Source organism: Variovorax sp. RKNM96 (genome assembly GCF_017161115.1).
Taxonomy (GTDB): domain Bacteria; phylum Pseudomonadota; class Gammaproteobacteria; order Burkholderiales; family Burkholderiaceae_C; genus Variovorax.
Map to the genome: position 1 here is coordinate 728,363 of NZ_CP046508.1, position 17,498 is coordinate 745,860.

General features: G+C 63.9%; 17 protein-coding genes and 4 tRNA genes. 20 read left to right on the plus strand and 1 reads right to left on the minus strand.

The genetic code is table 11. From position 1 onward, the window contains the following. Positions 1-5: 5 nt before the first annotated feature. Positions 6-608: a chalcone isomerase family protein gene (locus GNX71_RS03295; protein WP_206177008.1), complete on the minus strand. Its 603-nt coding sequence runs from the start codon at positions 606-608 to the stop codon at positions 6-8. A 333-nt stretch (positions 609-941) separates the two neighbouring features. On the opposite strand from GNX71_RS03295, the gene trpE reads away from it, so the two are divergent. The 20 genes from trpE to rpoB all read left to right on the plus strand — a co-directional run bounded on the left by trpE (position 942) and on the right by rpoB (position 17,497). Then, positions 942-2,444, plus strand: coding sequence for an anthranilate synthase component I (trpE, locus tag GNX71_RS03300; protein WP_206177009.1), 1,503 nt, complete (start codon positions 942-944; stop codon positions 2,442-2,444). Continuing rightward, a complete protein-coding gene (locus GNX71_RS03305) occupies positions 2,441-2,833 on the plus strand; it encodes a GxxExxY protein (RefSeq protein WP_124465528.1) in 393 nt (130 codons plus the stop codon). Before trpE ends, GNX71_RS03305 begins: the two co-directional genes overlap by 4 nt. Next, entirely contained in the window at positions 2,830-3,414 is a 585-nt protein-coding gene (locus GNX71_RS03310; protein ID WP_206177010.1) for an aminodeoxychorismate/anthranilate synthase component II, read from the plus strand. Before GNX71_RS03305 ends, GNX71_RS03310 begins: the two co-directional genes overlap by 4 nt. Positions 3,415-3,420: 6 nt before the next feature. Beyond that, the gene (gene ltaE / locus GNX71_RS03315) at positions 3,421-4,479 is read left to right on the plus strand and encodes a low-specificity L-threonine aldolase (RefSeq protein ID WP_206177011.1); all 1,059 of its coding nucleotides are present in this window, start codon (positions 3,421-3,423) and stop codon (positions 4,477-4,479) included. Positions 4,480-4,495: 16 nt separating this feature from the next. Next, positions 4,496-5,158 carry a LysE family translocator gene (locus GNX71_RS03320; protein ID WP_206177012.1) on the plus strand — a complete coding sequence of 221 codons (663 nt, stop codon included), beginning with the start codon at positions 4,496-4,498 and terminating at the stop codon, positions 5,156-5,158. A 21-nt stretch (positions 5,159-5,179) separates the two neighbouring features. After that, entirely contained in the window at positions 5,180-6,202 is a 1,023-nt protein-coding gene (gene trpD, locus GNX71_RS03325; protein ID WP_206177013.1) for an anthranilate phosphoribosyltransferase, read from the plus strand. Positions 6,203-6,233: 31 nt separating this feature from the next. After that, positions 6,234-7,034 carry an indole-3-glycerol phosphate synthase TrpC gene (gene trpC / locus GNX71_RS03330; protein ID WP_206177014.1) on the plus strand — a complete coding sequence of 267 codons (801 nt, stop codon included), beginning with the start codon at positions 6,234-6,236 and terminating at the stop codon, positions 7,032-7,034. Next, on the plus strand, positions 7,031-7,738 hold the full coding sequence (locus tag GNX71_RS03335) for a uracil-DNA glycosylase (protein ID WP_206177015.1): 708 nt from the start codon (positions 7,031-7,033) through the stop codon (positions 7,736-7,738). The genes trpC and GNX71_RS03335 overlap by 4 nt, the downstream gene beginning before the upstream one ends. A gap of 107 nt (positions 7,739-7,845) precedes the next feature. Continuing rightward, positions 7,846-7,931, plus strand: a tRNA-Tyr gene (locus tag GNX71_RS03340). A gap of 65 nt (positions 7,932-7,996) precedes the next feature. Continuing rightward, positions 7,997-8,070: transfer RNA gene (locus tag GNX71_RS03345), tRNA-Gly, on the plus strand. A 40-nt stretch (positions 8,071-8,110) separates the two neighbouring features. Then, positions 8,111-8,185, plus strand: a tRNA-Thr gene (locus GNX71_RS03350). A 73-nt stretch (positions 8,186-8,258) separates the two neighbouring features. Next, positions 8,259-9,452 (plus strand): elongation factor Tu, encoded by a 1,194-nt coding sequence (gene tuf / locus GNX71_RS03355; RefSeq protein ID WP_012745744.1) that lies wholly within the window; start codon positions 8,259-8,261, stop codon positions 9,450-9,452. A gap of 21 nt (positions 9,453-9,473) precedes the next feature. After that, a tRNA-Trp gene (locus tag GNX71_RS03360) sits at positions 9,474-9,549 on the plus strand. A gap of 104 nt (positions 9,550-9,653) precedes the next feature. Beyond that, positions 9,654-10,037 (plus strand): preprotein translocase subunit SecE, encoded by a 384-nt coding sequence (gene secE, locus GNX71_RS03365; protein WP_007831049.1) that lies wholly within the window; start codon positions 9,654-9,656, stop codon positions 10,035-10,037. Between the two features lie 3 nt (positions 10,038-10,040). Next, on the plus strand, positions 10,041-10,643 hold the full coding sequence (nusG, locus tag GNX71_RS03370) for a transcription termination/antitermination protein NusG (protein WP_206177016.1): 603 nt from the start codon (positions 10,041-10,043) through the stop codon (positions 10,641-10,643). Between the two features lie 136 nt (positions 10,644-10,779). Further along, entirely contained in the window at positions 10,780-11,211 is a 432-nt protein-coding gene (rplK, locus tag GNX71_RS03375) for a 50S ribosomal protein L11 (protein ID WP_013539105.1), read from the plus strand. Beyond that, complete coding sequence (gene rplA, locus GNX71_RS03380) at positions 11,212-11,910, plus strand: 50S ribosomal protein L1 (RefSeq protein WP_206177017.1); 699 nt, start codon at positions 11,212-11,214, stop codon at positions 11,908-11,910. A gap of 247 nt (positions 11,911-12,157) precedes the next feature. Next, positions 12,158-12,694, plus strand: coding sequence for a 50S ribosomal protein L10 (gene rplJ / locus GNX71_RS03385; RefSeq protein ID WP_206177018.1), 537 nt, complete (start codon positions 12,158-12,160; stop codon positions 12,692-12,694). Between the two features lie 43 nt (positions 12,695-12,737). Next, positions 12,738-13,115 (plus strand): 50S ribosomal protein L7/L12, encoded by a 378-nt coding sequence (gene rplL / locus GNX71_RS03390; RefSeq protein WP_206177019.1) that lies wholly within the window; start codon positions 12,738-12,740, stop codon positions 13,113-13,115. A 257-nt stretch (positions 13,116-13,372) separates the two neighbouring features. Beyond that, positions 13,373-17,497, plus strand: a complete 4,125-nt coding sequence (rpoB, locus tag GNX71_RS03395) for a DNA-directed RNA polymerase subunit beta (RefSeq protein WP_206177020.1) — start codon at positions 13,373-13,375, stop codon at positions 17,495-17,497. Position 17,498 lies beyond the last annotated feature (1 nt).

Sequence of the window (17,498 nt, forward strand, 5' to 3'; positions counted from 1 at the left end):
GGAGGCTAGGACGACTTGCCGAGCAGCGCGTCCTTGAGCTTCCAGTCGGCCGGGCTCGGGCCGAGCCAGATGCGCAGGAGTGCATTGAAGAAGGCCGGCTCCTTCACCGGATCGGGCTGCGGCACCCCGCGCACGGTGATCACCGTCCCGGTGCCGGGCAGCCAGTCGATGGTGAAGGTGTCACCGGTCTTCAGCTGCTTCTGGTCCGCGAACATCTGGCCCATGCGCAGCAGGCCCGGGATCAGGTTGACCATTTCGCTCTTGGGCGAGTTCTCTTCCACGCCCTTGGTGAAGAGCTTGCCGAGCTCGTTGGCGTCGATGTCGCGCAGCATCGTGATGGCCACGCGCTTGGGGCCGGGCGCGGCGAGCGCCTCTTCGGTGGTGGAGACCTTCTTGCCGACGTAGAGGCCGGCCGTGTAGACCTTGAAGATCGCCTTGAAGCGAACGCCTGCGCCGTTGAGCTGCAGCGGCGTGCCGCGCAGGTCGAGTTGGTCTTCCAGCTTGACGCCCGCAACATCGACCTGCGCGGCGGAGGCGCCGAGCGCCGTCGTCAGGCAGGCCAGCAAGGCGAGACGCGAGAGCGCGGTGGGGATCGAGAGTGCGAGCAAGTAAGCCTCCTTGAATTTGCGAACGGTCGTGCGAATGTATCTTTTTGTGTTACCCGCACGCCTTCGGGGGAACCCTGAAACCGGCCTTGTTGTGCGGTAGTGCGTTTTTCGTGGGCTAAACTCGCGCTTCCATGTTCGTTCATCACATCATTCAAACAGGTGAAGGCAGCCGGGGAGCCTGGCCCTGGCGTAGCCATACTTCGCTGACTGTTTGATTGCACGGCGCACGCCGTGCGCCCGCGGCGCCGGATCGATCCCCTCGACTCCGGGCCACCAGTGAATGACCTTGCCACCGACCGAAGGAGCGTCGGCCGGCAACTGGAGAACGAATCCGTGATCACCGAACTTGAATTCAAGAGCCTCAGCGCCCAGGGCTACAACCGCATCCCGCTGATGGCCGAGGCGTTTGCCGACCTCGAAACGCCTCTTTCCCTCTACCTCAAGCTCGCCCATTCGCAGGGCGGCGGCAAGCACAGCTTCCTGCTCGAATCGGTCGTGGGCGGCGAGCGCTTCGGGCGCTACAGCTTCATCGGCCTGCCCGCACGTACGCTGCTGCGCGCCAGTGGTTTCGGGGCCGATGCAGTGACCGAAGTGGTGACCGACGGGCAGGTCGTCGAGACCGCCGCCGGCAACCCGCTCGACTTCATCGCCGAGTACCAGAAGCGCTTCAAGGTCGCGCTGCGGCCGGGCCTTCCGCGCTTCTGCGGCGGCCTTGCGGGCTACTTCGGCTACGACACGGTCCGCCACATCGAGCGCAAGCTGGAAAAAAGCTGCCCGCCCGACACGCTCGGCTGCCCCGACATCCTGCTGCTGCAGTGCGAGGAGCTCGCCGTCATCGACAACCTCTCGGGCAAGCTTTATCTGATCGTCTATGCCGATCCGAAGCAGCCCGAGGCCTATGCCACCGGCAAGCGCCGCTTGCGCGAGCTGAAGGAAAAGCTCAAGTACTCGGTGAGCGCGCCTATCGTGAAGCCCACGCAGGCGCATCCGCCCCAGCGCAGCTTTGCCAAGGCCGACTACATCGCGGCGGTGGAACGGGCCAAGGAAATGATCGCCGCCGGCGACTTCATGCAGGTGCAGGTGGGCCAGCGCATCAGCAAGCGCTACACCGAGTCGCCGCTGTCGCTGTACCGCGCGCTGCGTTCGTTGAACCCGTCGCCCTACATGTATTACTACGACCTGGGCGATTTCCATGTGGTCGGCGCGTCGCCTGAGATCCTGGTGCGCCAGGAAAACACGGGCGAGGGCGAGCAGAAGATCACCATCCGCCCGCTGGCGGGCACGCGCCCTCGCGGCGCCTCGCTCGAACTCGACAAGGCAGCCGAGGTGGAACTCATCAACGACCCGAAGGAGCGCGCCGAACACGTCATGCTGATCGACCTTGCGCGCAACGACATCGGACGCATCGCCAAGACCGGCACCGTGAAGGTGACCGAGGCCTTCGCGGTGGAGCGCTACAGCCACGTGATGCACATCGTGAGCAACGTCGAAGGCACGCTGAAGGACGGCATGACCGCCATCGACGTGCTGAAGGCCACGTTCCCGGCCGGCACGCTGACCGGCGCGCCCAAGGTGCATGCGATGGAACTCATCGACCAGCTCGAGCCCACCAAGCGCGGCCTCTACGGCGGCGCCTGCGGCTACATCAGCTATGCCGGCGACATGGACGTGGCGATCGCCATCCGTACCGGCATCGTGAAAGACCAGATGCTGCATGTGCAGGCGGCGGCCGGCGTGGTCGCCGACTCGGTGCCCGAACTGGAATGGAAAGAAACAGAGGCCAAGGCGCGCGCACTCCTGCGTGCGGCCGAACTGGTCGAGGAAGGCCTGGAATGAGCACCGCACCCGATATTCAGAACGATTTTTCGCACGAGATCATCGGCGCCGCCGTCGAGGTGCAGCGCGTGCTCGGCACGGGGCTCGACGAGGGCGCCTACGCCGCGGCGCTGGCCATCGAACTGGCCGAGCGCGAGATCGGCTTCACCCGTGACGTGGCGTTGTCGGCCACCTACAAGGGCCGCTCGCTCGGCGAGGTGTACCGCGCAGGCTTCGTGATCGAGCAATCGGTCATCGTCGAGCTCAAGGCGGTCGACGTGCTGACCGACCTGCACCGCGCGCAGGTGCTCGCGGCGCTGCGTCTCTCGGGCCTCAAGCTGGGCCTTCTGATCAACTTCAACGTCTTTCCTGTGGTGAAGGGCGTGCACCGGATTGTGAGCAAGCCATGAAACTGCTGATGATCGACAACTACGATTCGTTCACCTACAACATCGTCCAGTACTTCGGCGAACTGGGTGCGGATGTGCAGGTGCATCGCAACGACGAGATCACCGTCGCGCAGATCGGCGAACTGATCGCCTCCGGCGTGACGCGGCTCGTGGTGTCGCCCGGGCCGTGTTCTCCCGCCGAAGCGGGCGTGTCGGTGGCCGCCATCGAGGCCTTCGCGGGCAAGCTGCCGATTCTTGGCGTGTGCCTCGGCCACCAGGCCATCGGCGCGGCCTTCGGCGGCAAGATCATTCGGGCGCAGCAGCTCATGCACGGCAAGACCAGCGAGATCACCACCACGCAAGAAGGCGTGTTCGCGGGCCTGCCCGAGAAGTTCATCGTCAACCGGTACCACTCGCTCTCGATCGAGCGCGAGAGCTGCCCGAAAGAATTGGCTGTCACCGCGTGGACCGACGACGGCGAGATCATGGGCGTGCGGCACACCGGATACGCGCATGACGTGCGCATCGAAGGCGTGCAGTTCCACCCCGAATCGATCCTCACCGAGCACGGCCACGCCATGCTCAAGAACTTCCTGGACTGACCCACCATGACCGACCGCTCTTCCCTCGTCGACCTGCGCAGCGACACCGTCACCCAACCCACGCCCGCGATGCGCGAAGCCATGATGGCCGCGCCGCTCGGCGACGACGTTTTCGGCACCGATCCGAGCGTCAACGCGCTGCAGGAAAAGATCGCCGCGCTGCTGGGCTTCGAGGCCGCGCTGTTCGTGCCGACCGGCACGCAGAGCAACCTCTGCGCGATCCTCTCGCACTGTGGCCGGGGCGACGAATACATCGTCGGCCAGCAGGCGCACTGCTACCGCTGGGAAGGCGGCGGCGCCGCGGTGTTCGGCAGCGTGCAGCCGCAGCCGCTGGACCACGCGCCCGACGGCACGCTGCCGCTCGCGCAGATCGAGGCGTCCATCAAGCCTGACGACGCGCACTTCGCGCGCACGAAGCTGCTGGCGCTGGAGAACACGCTGGGCGGCAAGCTGCTGCCGTTCGAGTACGTGCAGGCCGCGACCGATCTGGCGAAGAGCAAGGGTCTGCAGCGGCATCTGGACGGCGCGCGCCTCTTCAACGCCGCGACCGCGCAGGCTGCACTGAACAAGCGCAGCGACATCCGCGCCGAAGCCCGCCGCATCGCGCAGTGCTTCGACAGCGTGTCGGTCTGCTTCAGCAAGGGCCTGGGCGCGCCCATCGGCTCGGCGCTGGTCGGTTCGCGCGAGTTCATCGCGCGGGCGCACCGCATCCGCAAGATGGCGGGCGGCGGGATGCGGCAAGCCGGCTTGCTCGCAGCAGCGGCATCGCATGCGCTCGATCACCACGTCGATCGCCTGGCCGATGACCACGCGCTGGCCCACCGCCTCGCGCAGGGGCTCGAAGGTATCGAAGGCCTGAAGGTCGAGGCGCCGCACACGAACATCGTGTTCGTCGACCTCACGGGCGCGGCGCAGGCGCGTTCGTCGGAACTGCTCGCGAGCCTCAACAGCCAGGGCATCCTCGCGACGGGTCTCTATCGCCTGCGCTTCGTGACGCACCTGGATGTCGACGCTGCGGGCGTGGACCGGGCGGTTGCCGCGATTCGCGCCTTCTTCAAGTCCTGAACCCGGCGAGGACGCGATGCCTGATCTTCCCCATCTGCTCGCTTTCATCGCCGCCGGCTGGCTGCTGAACCTCACGCCCGGGCCCGACGTGCTCTACGTCGTGACGAATTCGCTGCGCTCCGGCGGGCGCGCCGGCATCGTGGCGGGACTCGGCATCACCGCCGGCTGCTTCGTCCACATCTTCGCGGCGGCGGTCGGTGTCGGCACGTTGATGGCCACGTCCGCGGCGGCCTTTACGGTGCTCAAGTACATCGGGGCGGCCTACCTGCTGTACCTCGGCGTGCGCATGGTGCTGTCGCGCGCGGCGCCGGCTACCGATCTCGACAAGGCCGCTGCCGCGGTGAGCGGGGAGCGCAGCCTCAAGGCGATCTTCCTCGGCGGCTTCTGGACGAACGTGCTCAACCCCAAGGTGGCGCTGTTCTTCCTGGCTTTCGTGCCGCAGTTCATCGCGCCCGGCGCCGACGACAAGGCCCTGTACTTCGTGCTGCTGGGCGTGCTGTTCAACCTCAACGCCATCCCCGTCAACGTGGGATGGGCTGTGGCGGCGGGCTGGATGGCGCGCCGAGGCGCCGTGCAGAAGGGCATGCACTGGCTCGACCGCGCCGCCGGCGTTCTCTTCATCGGCTTCGGCCTCAAGCTCGCGTTCACCGACGCACCGGCCGTTCGCGCCGGCCACTGACATCTACCGAGGAGACTCACCATGATCACCCCCCAGGAAGCGCTGCAGCGCACCATCGAGCACCGCGAGGTCTTCCACGACGAGATGCTGCACATCGTGCGGCTCATCATGAGCGGCGAGTGCTCGCCCGTGATGATGGCCGCGCTGATCACGGGCCTGCGCGTGAAGAAGGAAACCATCGGCGAGATCACCGCCGCCGCGCAGGTGATGCGCGAGGTCTCGACCAAGGTGCCCGTGGCCGACACCACGAACCTCGTGGACATCGTGGGCACCGGCGGCGACGGCTCGCACACCTTCAACATCTCGACCTGCTCGATGTTCGTCGCGGCCGCGGGCGGCGCGAAGGTCAGCAAGCACGGCGGACGCAGCGTGTCGAGCAAGTCGGGCAGCGCCGATGTGCTGGAGTCGCTGGGCATCAACATCAACCTCAAGCCCGAGCAGATCGCGCGCTCCATCGAACAATGCGGCATCGGCTTCATGTTCGCGCCCAACCACCATCCGGCGATGAAGAACGTCGCGCCGGTGCGGAAGGAGTTGGGCATCAAGACCATCTTCAACATCCTCGGGCCGCTGACCAACCCCGCGGGCGCACCGAACATCCTGATGGGCGTGTTCCACGCCGACCTCGTGGGCATCCAGGTGCGCGCGCTGCAGCGCCTGGGCACCGAGCATGCGATGGTGGTCTATGGCCGCGACGGCATGGACGAGATCTCGCTGGGCGCCGCCACGCTGGTGGGCGAACTCAAGAACGGCGAGATCCGCGAGTACGAATTGCATCCCGAGGACTTCGGCTTCGCGATGTCGAGCAACCGCGCGCTGCGCGTGGAAACGCCCGAGCAGTCGAAGGCGATGCTGCTGGGGGTGCTCGACAATCAGGCCGGCCCGGCGCTCGACATCGTGCTGCTGAATGCGGGCGCGGCGCTGTACGCGGCGAACGTGGTCGATTCGGTGGCCGCGGGCGTCGAGCGCTCGCGCGAAGTCATCGCCTCGGGTGCGGCGAAGGCCAAGCTCGCCGAACTGGTCAAGGCCTCCGCGACTGTCTGAGCCCCAGAGAAAAAAGAAAGCATCACAAGCCATGTCCGACATCCTCGACAAGATCGTTGCCGTCAAGCGCCAGGAAGTGGCGGCCGCGCTGAAGCGCGCGCCGCTCGAAGCCGTCCGCTTCGACGCTGAAAGCCGTGTGCTCACACGCGATTTCGAAGCCGCTCTGCGCGCCAAGATCGCTGCGGGCCAGGCCGCGGTGATCGCCGAAGTCAAGAAGGCCAGTCCGAGCAAGGGCGTGCTGCGCGAAGACTTCATTCCGGCCGACATTGCCCAGAGCTATGCGGAGGGTGACGGCAAGGTCAGCGCAGCGTGCCTCTCGGTGCTGACGGACAAGCAGTTTTTCCAGGGCAGCGTGGACTATCTCAAGCAGGCCCGCGCATCGTGCGACCTGCCGGTGCTCCGGAAAGACTTCATCGTCGATGCGTACCAGGTGTACGAGTCGCGCGCGATGGGCGCGGACGCGATCCTGTTGATCGCTGCATCCCTCGACGATGCGCAGATGAAAGACTTCGAAGCCATCGCGCGCGGGCTCGGCATGGCGGTGCTGGTGGAGGTGCACGATGCGGCGGAGCTCGATCGCGCGTTGAAGCTCAAGACGCCGCTGATCGGCGTCAACAACCGCAACCTGCGCAACTTCGAGGTGTCGATCCAGGCCACGATCGATCTGTTGCCGAAGATCCCGGCCGACCGGTTGCCGGTGACCGAATCGGGCATCGCCACGCGCGACGACGTTGCCGCGCTGCGCGCAGCGGGCGTCAATGCCTTCCTGGTCGGCGAAGCGTTCATGCGCGCCAAGGAACCCGGCGAGGCCCTCGCTGCGTTGTTCCAATGAGCGCGCAGGATCAGCTGTCGAGCAGCGATCCTGCCGACTGGGCGGTGGCGCCCGGTTGGCAGCCGTTGGTCGATGACTTCTTCGGCGGCGTCGTGGGGCAGAAGCTGCAGGGTTTTCTGCGTGAGCGCCTCGATGCCGGCGCCGTGGTCTTTCCGCCGCAGCCGCTGCGCGCGCTGGAGCTGACGCCGCCCGAAGACGTGCGCGTGGTCATCCTGGGCCAGGACCCGTACCACGGGCGCGGCCAGGCCGAGGGGCTCGCGTTTTCGGTGGCACCCGGCGTGGCGTTGCCGCCGTCGCTGCGCAACATCTTCAAGGAACTGCAGCGCGACCTTGGCACGCCGCCGCCGCAGTTTCCCAATCCGGGTGGCAGCCTGGTGAAGTGGGCGACCCATGGCGTGCTGCTGCTCAACACCTGTCTCACCGTCGAGGAAGCCCAGCCGGCGAGCCATTCGGGCCGTGGCTGGGAAGTGCTGACCGATGCCGTCATCCGACATGTATCGGAGGGCGCGAAACCTGTTGTTTTTATGCTCTGGGGCTCGCACGCGCAGAGTAAGCGTGCGTTGATCGACGTTAAGCGCCACAAGGTGCTGATGTCGAATCATCCGTCGCCTCTTTCGGCCTTGCGTCCGCCCGTGCCGTTCATCGGATGCGGGCATTTCGGTGAAGCGCGTGCCTGGCGGGAGGCGCATCAGGGAGGCGGCTGAATTCGCGGATAATCGCCGCGGTCAACGCCTCGTGCAGTTCTTCCGCTTCTTCTTGTCGCTGGGAGTTCTGGGTAGTCACAAAACCGTGCTATATTTCGAGGTTCGCCGGAGAGGTGGCCGAGTGGTTAATGGCAGCAGACTGTAAATCTGCCCTCTTACGAGTACGCTGGTTCGAATCCAGCCCTCTCCACCAGCGATGAATTTGGTTTCTAAGAGCGATTGGATCTAGCGCTTTGGGTGCCTTGAAGTGCCCCCGATGCGGGAGTAGTTCAATGGTAGAACCCCAGCCTTCCAAGCTGATGACGCGGGTTCGATTCCCGTCTCCCGCTCCAGAGACCCGGTTCGACGCCGGAAGCGATTGGTTAGACAAAAGCCCTTTTGGCTCAGTGGTAGAGCACTCCCTTGGTAAGGGAGAGGTCGCGGGTCCGATTCCCGCAAAGGGCACCAGTTTCTGGGGGTTGCAACGGCAGGTTTGCAACCCATCTGCATACGTTGAAATCGTTTTTTTCGGAGTCGAAAAATGGCAAAAGGTAAATTCACCCGCACCAAGCCGCACGTGAACGTGGGCACGATCGGTCACGTTGACCACGGCAAGACGACGCTGACGGCTGCGATCGCAACCGTTCTGTCGGCCAAGTTCGGCGGCGAAGCCAAGGCTTACGACCAGATCGACGCAGCGCCCGAAGAAAAGGCCCGCGGCATCACGATCAACACCGCGCACGTCGAGTACGAAACGGCCAACCGCCACTACGCTCACGTGGACTGCCCCGGCCACGCCGACTATGTGAAGAACATGATCACCGGCGCTGCCCAGATGGACGGCGCGATCCTGGTGTGCTCGGCCGCCGACGGCCCGATGCCCCAGACCCGTGAGCACATCCTGCTGGCTCGCCAGGTGGGCGTGGGTTACATCATCGTTTTCCTGAACAAGTGCGACATGGTCGACGACGCCGAGCTGCTCGAGCTGGTCGAAATGGAAGTGCGCGAGCTCCTGGACAAGTACGAATTCCCTGGCGACGACACCCCGATCATCCACGGCTCGGCCAAGCTCGCCCTGGAAGGCGACAAGGGCAAGCTGGGCGAAGAAGCCATCATGAAGCTGGCTGAGGCGCTGGACACGTACATCCCGACGCCCGAGCGCGCCGTGGACGGCACGTTCCTGATGCCCGTGGAAGACGTGTTCTCGATCTCGGGTCGCGGCACCGTGGTGACCGGCGCCGTCGAGCGTGGCGTGATCAAGGTCGGCGAGGAAATCGAGATCGTCGGCATCCGCCCGACCGTCAAGACCACCTGCACCGGCGTGGAAATGTTCCGCAAGCTGCTCGATCAAGGCCAGGCTGGCGACAACGTCGGCGTGCTGCTGCGCGGTACCAAGCGCGAAGAAGTCGAGCGCGGCCAAGTGCTGTGCAAGCCCGGCTCGATCAAGCCGCACACGCACTTCACCGCCGAGGTGTATGTGCTGTCCAAGGACGAAGGTGGCCGTCACACGCCGTTCTTCAACAACTACCGTCCGCAGTTCTACTTCCGCACGACGGACGTGACCGGCGCGATCGAGCTGCCCAAGGACAAGGAAATGGTCATGCCTGGCGACAACGTCAGCATCACCGTCAAGCTGATCAACCCGATCGCGATGGAAGAAGGCCTGCGCTTCGCCATCCGTGAAGGCGGCCGTACCGTGGGTTCGGGCGTCGTGGCAAAGATCCTCGACATCTAAGCCGAGCGTAAAGAGTACCGGAGGGGTATAGCTCAATTGGCAGAGCGTCGGTCTCCAAAACCGAAGGTTGTAGGTTCGATTCCTACTGCCCCTGCCACCTAGGTGGCACTCCGAAAAAAGCCCATCGTGACCCGATGGGCTTCGGCGTCTCAAGAGGCGCATTGAATTGAAGGTCGAAAGACCACAGGAAATCAGCCAAACATGGCCACTTCTCAAATCGAAACCGTGAGCACGGGCGCCGACAAGGCCAAATTGGCCGCGGCCGTGGTGCTGGCAGTGGGCGCCATCGTGGCGTTCTACCTGCTGTCGCGCCAAGGCTCGCTGGTGCAATGGGCTGCGCTGCTGGTCGGCCTGGCTGCGGCCGTGGGTGCCTTTGGCAGTTCGGAGAATGGCCGTCAGTTGTGGGCCTTCGGCCGCGACTCGTGGCGCGAGGTCAAGAAGGTCGTCTGGCCGACCCGCAAGGAAGCGATGCAGATGACGGCTTACGTGTTCGCCTTCGTGGCGATCATGTCCGTCTTCCTCTGGCTCACCGACAAGACGCTCGAATGGGTGTTTTTCGACCTCATTCTGGGCTGGAGAAAATAAGAAATGACCGACGACGTAGTTGAAACCACGCCGGAAGAGGAAAACACTCCAATTCTTGCTCCCGCTGCCAACCCTGATCTGCGTTGGTATGTGGTCCATGCCTATTCGGGCATGGAGAAGGCCGTTGAACGCAACATCCTCGAGCGCATCAACCGCGCCGGCATGCAGGACAAGTTCGGCCGCATCCTGGTCCCGACCGAAGAAGTGGTCGAGATCAAGAACGGCCAGAAGCGCACCACCGAGCGCCGCTTCTTCCCGGGTTACGTGCTGGTCGAAATGATCATGGACGACGAGAGCTGGCACCTGGTGAAGCACACCAACAAGGTGACGGGTTTCGTGGGCGGCGCCAAGAACCGTCCCGCCCCGATCTCGCAAAAAGAGGTCGAGGACATCGTCAGCCAGATGCAGCAGGGCACCGAGAAGCCGCGCCACAAGGTCGAATTCACCGTTGGCGAATTCGTGCGCGTCAAGGAAGGCCCGTTCACCGACTTCAATGGCACGGTGGAAGACGTCAACTACGAGAAGAGCAAGGTCAGCGTGTCGGTCATGATTTTCGGCCGCTCCACGCCCGTCGAACTCGAATTCAGCCAGGTCGAGAAGACCTGAGCCTCGGGCCGCAAGGCCTGAACCATTTCCGGCTGCGCGCTATCCGACTCGGCGCGCGGCCTTGAGCAGAAGAGTCGTTTAACCCCCGGGGAGCCCTGGCGAAAGCCGAGGCGATATCACCCGCAAGGAGCAAAAAATGGCGAAAAAAATCGTCGGCTTCGTCAAGCTGCAAGTGCCAGCTGGTAAGGCCAACCCATCACCACCGATCGGTCCCGCACTGGGCCAGCGTGGTCTGAACATCATGGAGTTCTGCAAGGCGTTCAATGCGCAGACGCAGAGCTACGAGCCGGGTCTGGCGCTGCCGGTGGTCATCACCGCGTTCGCCGACAAGAGCTTCACCTTCATCATCAAGTCGCCGCCAGCCGGCGTGCTGATCAAGAAGGCGATCAAGCTGGACAAGGGTTCGGCCCGCCCGCACCTGGACAAGGTCGGCAAGATCACGCGCGCTCAGCTCGAAGAAATCGCCAAGACCAAGATGAAGGACCTGACGGCCGCCGACATGGACGCCGCGGTTCGCACCATCGCCGGTACTGCCCGCTCGATGGGCGTGAATGTGGAGGGCGTGTAAATGTCCAAGATCACCAAGAAGCAAAAAGCGCTCGAAGGCAAGGTCGACAGCAACAAGCTGTACCCGCTGGCTGACGCGATCGGCATCGTCAAGGACGCCGCCACCGCCAAGTTCGACGAATCGATCGACGTGGCCGTGCAGCTGGGCATCGACGCGAAGAAGTCTGACCAGGTCGTTCGTGGCGCCGTCGTGCTGCCCAACGGCACCGGCAAGACCAAGCGCGTGGCCGTGTTCGCCCAAGGCGCCAAGGCCGAAGAAGCCAAGGCCGCCGGCGCCGACATCGTCGGCATGGACGACCTCGCTGCAATGGTCAAGGCTGGCGACATGCCTTTCGACGTCGTGATCGCTGCCCCCGATGCCATGCGCGTCGTCGGTACGCTCGGCCAGATCCTCGGCCCGCGCGGTCTGATGCCCAACCCCAAGGTTGGCACCGTGACCCCGGACGTCGCCACGGCCGTGAAGAACGCCAAGGCTGGCCAGGTTCAGTTCCGCGTCGACAAGGCCGGCATCGTGCACGGCACGATCGGCCGTCGCTCGTTCGACAACGACAAGCTGCAGGGCAACCTCGCCGCGCTGATCGACGCTCTGGTCAAGGCCAAGCCGGCGACCAGCAAGGGCGTGTACCTGCGCAAGGTGGCTGTGTCGTCGACCATGGGTCTGGGTGTCCGCGTGGACACGCAAACCATCTCGGCGAGCTAAAGAGATTTGCCCGGCTCCGGAAGGAGCAGGGCGAATGTGGTGGGTCGCGGCAGCTTCGGTTGCCGTGGGCCATCCAAGACCGCTGGTGTGCAGGGCGCTGCACTTAATTGCCGGATCGATCCTTCCGGTATCCAGCGCAGATGGCGATCCCGCTGCAAGGAATTTGATTTTTGTTCCGAAACAGTTGGTCGCTGCATGAAGCGCGATCCGAGGCCCCGGCCGAAGGTCGCATTAAAAGGAGTAGACCTTGAGTCTGAATCGCAGTGAGAAAGAAGCGGTCATCAGTGATGTGACCAGCCTCGCCGCTAAAGCTCAAACGCTCGTGATGGCGGAATACCGTGGCATTACGGTTGCCGATATGACCAAACTGCGCAGCGAAGCTCGCAGCAAGGGTGTGACCCTCAGCGTGTTGAAGAACACGCTGGCACGCCGTGCTGTCGCTGGTAGCGCATTCGAAGTCGTCGGTGACCAGATGACCGGTCCGCTGATCTACGGCTTTTCCGAAGACGCAGTGGCCGCCGCCAAGGTGGTGGCCGACTTCGCGAAGACCAACGACAAGTTGGTAATTCGCGGTGGCGCGTTTGGCGGCAAGGTCCTGGACGTCAACGGCGTGAAGCAACTGGCCAACATCCCTTCCAAGGAAGTGCTGCTGTCCCAATTGCTGGGCTTGATGCAATCCCCCGTTTCCCGTACGGCACGCGTTCTCGCGGCGCTGGCTGCGAAGCGTGGCGAAGGCGAAGCTGCACCCGTCGCCGATGCACCGGCAGAAGCGCAGGCTGCATAAGCCTTGCGTTTGAAATATTCAACCCAATTGTTAGGAAACAAAAATGGCATTCGATAAAGACGCATTTCTGACCGCGCTCGACAGCATGACGGTCCTGGAACTCAACGACCTGGTGAAAGCCATCGAAGAGAAGTTCGGCGTGAGCGCCGCAGCAATGGCCGCTCCGGCCGGCGCTGGTGGCGGTGCTGCCGCTGCTGTGGCTGAAGAACAAACCGAATTCAACGTTGTGCTGGCCGATGTCGGCGCGAACAAGGTGTCGGTCATCAAGGCTGTGCGCGAAATCACCGGCCTGGGCCTCAAGGAAGCCAAGGACCTGGTGGAAGCCGCTCCCAAGGCTGTCAAGGAAGCCCTGTCCAAGGCTGACGCTGAAGCCGCCAAGAAGAAGCTGGAAGAAGCCGGCGCCAAGGTGGAACTGAAGTAATTCAGACCCCCTAGAGGGCTGGAGGCGCCTGAAAAGGCCCTCCAGCCTTTGCCGCTTTCAGAGCGCACCCGAAAGACGCCATTCCGATGCGTTTTTCGAGTGTCTTCTGACCCCGACTGCAGAAGACCCCTTGGTTCGGGCGATGTGCAACGCATCGCTGTCCGCCAACGGCTGGTAGTGGCCAGCCGCCAAGCAGTGGTGCCGTTCGTCCCGGCATCGCTGACAAGTCGCTGAAGATCTCAAGCTCCGGAGCTCTCATGGCCCAATCGTCCGCGTACAGTTACACCGAACGCAAGCGCATCCGAAAAAGTTTCGGTAATCGCGACAGCGTCGTCGAAATCCCCTACCTGCTGCAGATGCAGAAAGACGCGTACACCGCGTTCCTGCAAGCCGGCATCGCCCCCAAACAACGCACCGTCGAGGGCCTGCAGGCCGCGTTCGATGCCGCCTTCCCGATCGTCTCGCACAACGGTTTCGTCGAGATGAAATTCCTCGAGTACAACCTGGCGAAACCGGCTTTCGACGTGCGTGAGTGCCAGACCCGCGGTCTGACCTTCGCCTCGGCCGTGCGCGCCAAGGTCCAGCTCATCATCTATGACCGCGAGTCGTCGACGTCGCAGTCCAAGGTGGTCAAGGAAGTGAAGGAACAAGAGGTCTACATGGGCGAAGTGCCGCTCATGACCGAGAAGGGTTCGTTCATCATCAACGGCACCGAGCGCGTGATCGTGTCCCAGCTGCACCGCTCGCCCGGCGTGTTCTTCGAACACGACAAGGGCAAGACGCACAGCTCGGGCAAGCTCCTGTTCTCGGCCCGCGTGATTCCCTACCGCGGTTCGTGGCTCGACTTCGAGTTCGACCCGAAGGACATGCTGTACTTCCGCGTGGACCGTCGCCGCAAGATGCCGGTCACGATCCTGCTGAAGGCCATCGGCCTGAATCCGGAATCGATCCTCGCGAACTTCTTCGTGAACGACAACTTCCGCCTGATGGACAGCGGCGCGCAGATGGAGTTCGTCTCCGAGCGCCTGCGCGGCGAAGTCGCGCGCTTCGACATCACCGACAAGTCGGGCAAGGTCGTGGTCGCCAAAGACAAGCGCGTCACCGCGCGCCACACGCGTGAACTCGAGCAGTCGAACACCACGCACATCAGCGTGCCGGAAGACTTCCTGGTCGGCCGCGTCATCGCCCGCAACATCGTGGACGCCGACTCGGGCGAAATCCTGGCCAAGGCCAACGACGAACTGACCGAAGCGCTGCTCAAGAAGCTGCGCACGGCCGGCGTGCAGGACATCCAGGTCATCTACACGAACGAACTGGACCAGGGCGCGTACATCTCGCAAACGCTGCGCATCGACGAAACCGTCGACGAGTTCGCAGCCCGCGTGGCCATCTACCGCATGATGCGCCCCGGCGAGCCGCCGACGGAAGACGCGGTGCAGGCCCTGTTCCAGCGCCTGTTCTACAACCCGGACACGTACGACCTGTCGCGCGTGGGCCGCATGAAGTTCAACGCCAAGGTCGGCCGCGACGAATCCACCGGTCCGATGGTGCTGACCAACGAGGACATCCTGGCCGTGGTCAAGATCCTCGTTGACCTGCGCAACGGCAACGGCGAAGTCGACGACATCGACCACCTGGGCAACCGCCGCGTGCGTTGCGTCGGCGAACTGGCCGAGAACCAGTACCGCACCGGCCTGGCCCGTATCGAGAAGGCCGTGAAGGAACGTCTGGGTCAGGCCGAGCAAGAGCCGCTGATGCCGCACGACCTGATCAACAGCAAGCCGATCTCGGCCGCGCTGAAGGAATTCTTCGGCGCCTCGCAGCTGTCGCAGTTCATGGACCAGACGAACCCGCTGTCCGAAATCACCCACAAGCGCCGCGTGTCGGCCCTTGGCCCGGGTGGTCTGACGCGTGAACGTGCAGGCTTCGAAGTGCGCGACGTGCACGTGACCCATTACGGCCGCGTCTGCCCGATCGAAACGCCCGAAGGCCCGAACATCGGCCTGATCAACTCGCTGGCCCTGTACGCCCGCCTGAACGAATACGGCTTCATCGAGACGCCGTATCGCCGCGTGGCCGACAGCAAGGTCACCAACGAGATCGACTACCTGTCGGCCATCGAAGAAGGCAAGTACGTCATCGCCCAGGCCAATGCGACCCTGGACAAGGACGGCGTGCTGACCGGCGACCTGGTCTCGGCGCGTGAAGCCGGCGAATCGATCCTGGTCGGTGCCGAACGCATCCAGTACATGGACGTGTCGCCCGCGCAGATCGTGTCGGTGGCTGCCTCGCTCGTGCCGTTCCTGGAGCACGACGATGCGAACCGCGCGCTGATGGGCGCCAACATGCAGCGTCAGGCCGTGCCCGTGCTGCGCCCCGAAAAGCCGATGGTCGGTACCGGTATCGAGCGCGTCTCCGCGGTCGACTCGGGCACCGTGGTCACGGCCACCCGTGGCGGTATCGTCGACTACGTCGATGCGACCCGTGTCGTGGTGCGCGTGAATGACGCCGAAGCGGCTGCCGGTGAAGTCGGTGTGGACATCTACAACCTGATCAAGTATCAGCGTTCGAACCAGAACACCAACATCCACCAGCGTCCCATCGTCAAGCGCGGCGACAAGATCGCCAAGGGCGACGTGATCGCCGACGGCGCATCGACCGACCTGGGTGAACTGGCCCTCGGCCAGAACATGCTGATCGCGTTCATGCCCTGGAACGGCTACAACTTCGAAGACTCGATCCTGATCTCCGAACGCGTCGTCGCCGAAGACCGCTACACCTCGATCCACATCGAGGAACTGGTGGTGATGGCGCGCGACACGAAGCTGGGCGCCGAGGAAATCACGCGCGACATCCCGAACCTGGCCGAGCAGCAGCTCAACCGCCTCGACGAATCCGGCATCATTTATGTCGGCGCCGAAGTGCAGCCGGGCGACACGCTGGTGGGCAAGGTCACGCCGAAGGGCGAGACCACGCTGACGCCTGAAGAGAAGCTGCTCCGCGCCATCTTCGGCGAGAAGGCTTCCGACGTGAAGGACACCTCGCTGCGTGTGGACCAGGGCTCGCAAGGCACCGTGATCGACGTGCAGGTGTTCACCCGCGAAGGCATCACGCGCGACAAGCGCGCCCAGCAGATCATCGACGACGAACTCAAGCGCTTCCGCCTTGATTTGAACGACCAGCTTCGCATCGTCGAAGCCGACGCGTTCGACCGTATCGAGAAGCTCCTGACCGGCAAGGTCGCCAACGGCGGCCCGAACAAGCTGGCCAAGGGCACCAAGCTCGACAAGGCCTACCTGGCATCGGTCGAGAAGTTCCACTGGTTCGACATCCGCCCGGCGGAAGACGAAGTGGCTTCGCAGCTCGAGTCGATCAAGAACTCGCTCGAGCAAACGCGCCACAGCTTCGACCTCGCGTTCGAAGAAAAGCGCAAGAAGCTCACGCAGGGCGACGAGCTGCCCGCGGGCGTGCTCAAGATGGTCAAGGTCTACCTGGCCGTCAAGCGCCGCCTGCAACCCGGCGACAAGATGGCCGGCCGCCACGGCAACAAGGGTGTGGTGTCCAAGATCGTTCCGGTCGAAGACATGCCCCACATGGCCGACGGCACGCCGTGCGACATCTGCCTGAACCCGCTGGGCGTGCCCTCGCGGATGAACGTGGGCCAGGTGCTCGAAGTGCATCTGGGCTGGGCCGGCAAGGGCATCGGCCAGCGCATCGGCGACCTGCTGCAGCAAGAGGCCAAGGTGGCCGAAGTGCGCAAGTTCATGGAGCAGCTGTACAACGGCTCGGGCCGTCCGGAAGACCTCGCCCAACTGAGCGACACCGACGTGCTCGCCATGGCGGCCAACCTGCAAAGCGGCGCGACGTTCGCCACGCCGGTGTTCGACGGCGCCTCGGAAGAAGAAATCCGCGGCATGCTGAAGCTCGCCTACCCGGACGACATCGCCAAGCTCAAGGGCCTGACCGATACGCGCACGCAGGCGTACCTGTACGACGGCCGCACCGGCGACCAGTTCGAGCGTCCCGTCACCGTCGGCTACATGCACTTCCTGAAGCTGCACCACTTGGTCGACGACAAGATGCATGCCCGTTCGACCGGCCCGTACTCGCTCGTCACGCAGCAACCGCTGGGCGGCAAGGCGCAGTTCGGCGGCCAGCGTTTCGGGGAAATGGAAGTGTGGGCGCTGGAAGCTTACGGCGCCGCCTACGTCCTGCAGGAAATGCTGACCGTGAAGTCCGACGACGTGCAAGGCCGTACCAAGGTGTACGAAAGCATCGTCAAGGGCGAGCATTCGATCGAAGCCGGCATGCCGGAATCGTTCAACGTGCTGGTCAAGGAAATTCGTTCGCTGGGGCTCGACATCGAGCTCGAGCGTTCTTAAT

Bases quoted from the DNA above. Each gene is read 5' to 3' on its own strand.
- GNX71_RS03305 (WP_124465528.1), top strand. From the start codon at position 2,441: ATGAGCACCGCACCCGATATTCAGAACGATTTTTCGCACGAGATCATC.
- GNX71_RS03310 (WP_206177010.1), top strand. From the start codon at position 2,830: ATGAAACTGCTGATGATCGACAACTACGATTCGTTCACCTACAACATC.
- ltaE (WP_206177011.1), top strand. From the start codon at position 3,421: ATGACCGACCGCTCTTCCCTCGTCGACCTGCGCAGCGACACCGTCACC.
- GNX71_RS03320 (WP_206177012.1), top strand. From the start codon at position 4,496: ATGCCTGATCTTCCCCATCTGCTCGCTTTCATCGCCGCCGGCTGGCTG.
- trpD (WP_206177013.1), top strand. From the start codon at position 5,180: ATGATCACCCCCCAGGAAGCGCTGCAGCGCACCATCGAGCACCGCGAG.
- trpC (WP_206177014.1), top strand. From the start codon at position 6,234: ATGTCCGACATCCTCGACAAGATCGTTGCCGTCAAGCGCCAGGAAGTG.
- GNX71_RS03335 (WP_206177015.1), top strand. From the start codon at position 7,031: ATGAGCGCGCAGGATCAGCTGTCGAGCAGCGATCCTGCCGACTGGGCG.
- tuf (WP_012745744.1), top strand. From the start codon at position 8,259: ATGGCAAAAGGTAAATTCACCCGCACCAAGCCGCACGTGAACGTGGGC.
- secE (WP_007831049.1), top strand. From the start codon at position 9,654: ATGGCCACTTCTCAAATCGAAACCGTGAGCACGGGCGCCGACAAGGCC.
- nusG (WP_206177016.1), top strand. From the start codon at position 10,041: ATGACCGACGACGTAGTTGAAACCACGCCGGAAGAGGAAAACACTCCA.
- rplK (WP_013539105.1), top strand. From the start codon at position 10,780: ATGGCGAAAAAAATCGTCGGCTTCGTCAAGCTGCAAGTGCCAGCTGGT.
- rplA (WP_206177017.1), top strand. From the start codon at position 11,212: ATGTCCAAGATCACCAAGAAGCAAAAAGCGCTCGAAGGCAAGGTCGAC.
- rplL (WP_206177019.1), top strand. From the start codon at position 12,738: ATGGCATTCGATAAAGACGCATTTCTGACCGCGCTCGACAGCATGACG.
- rpoB (WP_206177020.1), top strand. From the start codon at position 13,373: ATGGCCCAATCGTCCGCGTACAGTTACACCGAACGCAAGCGCATCCGA.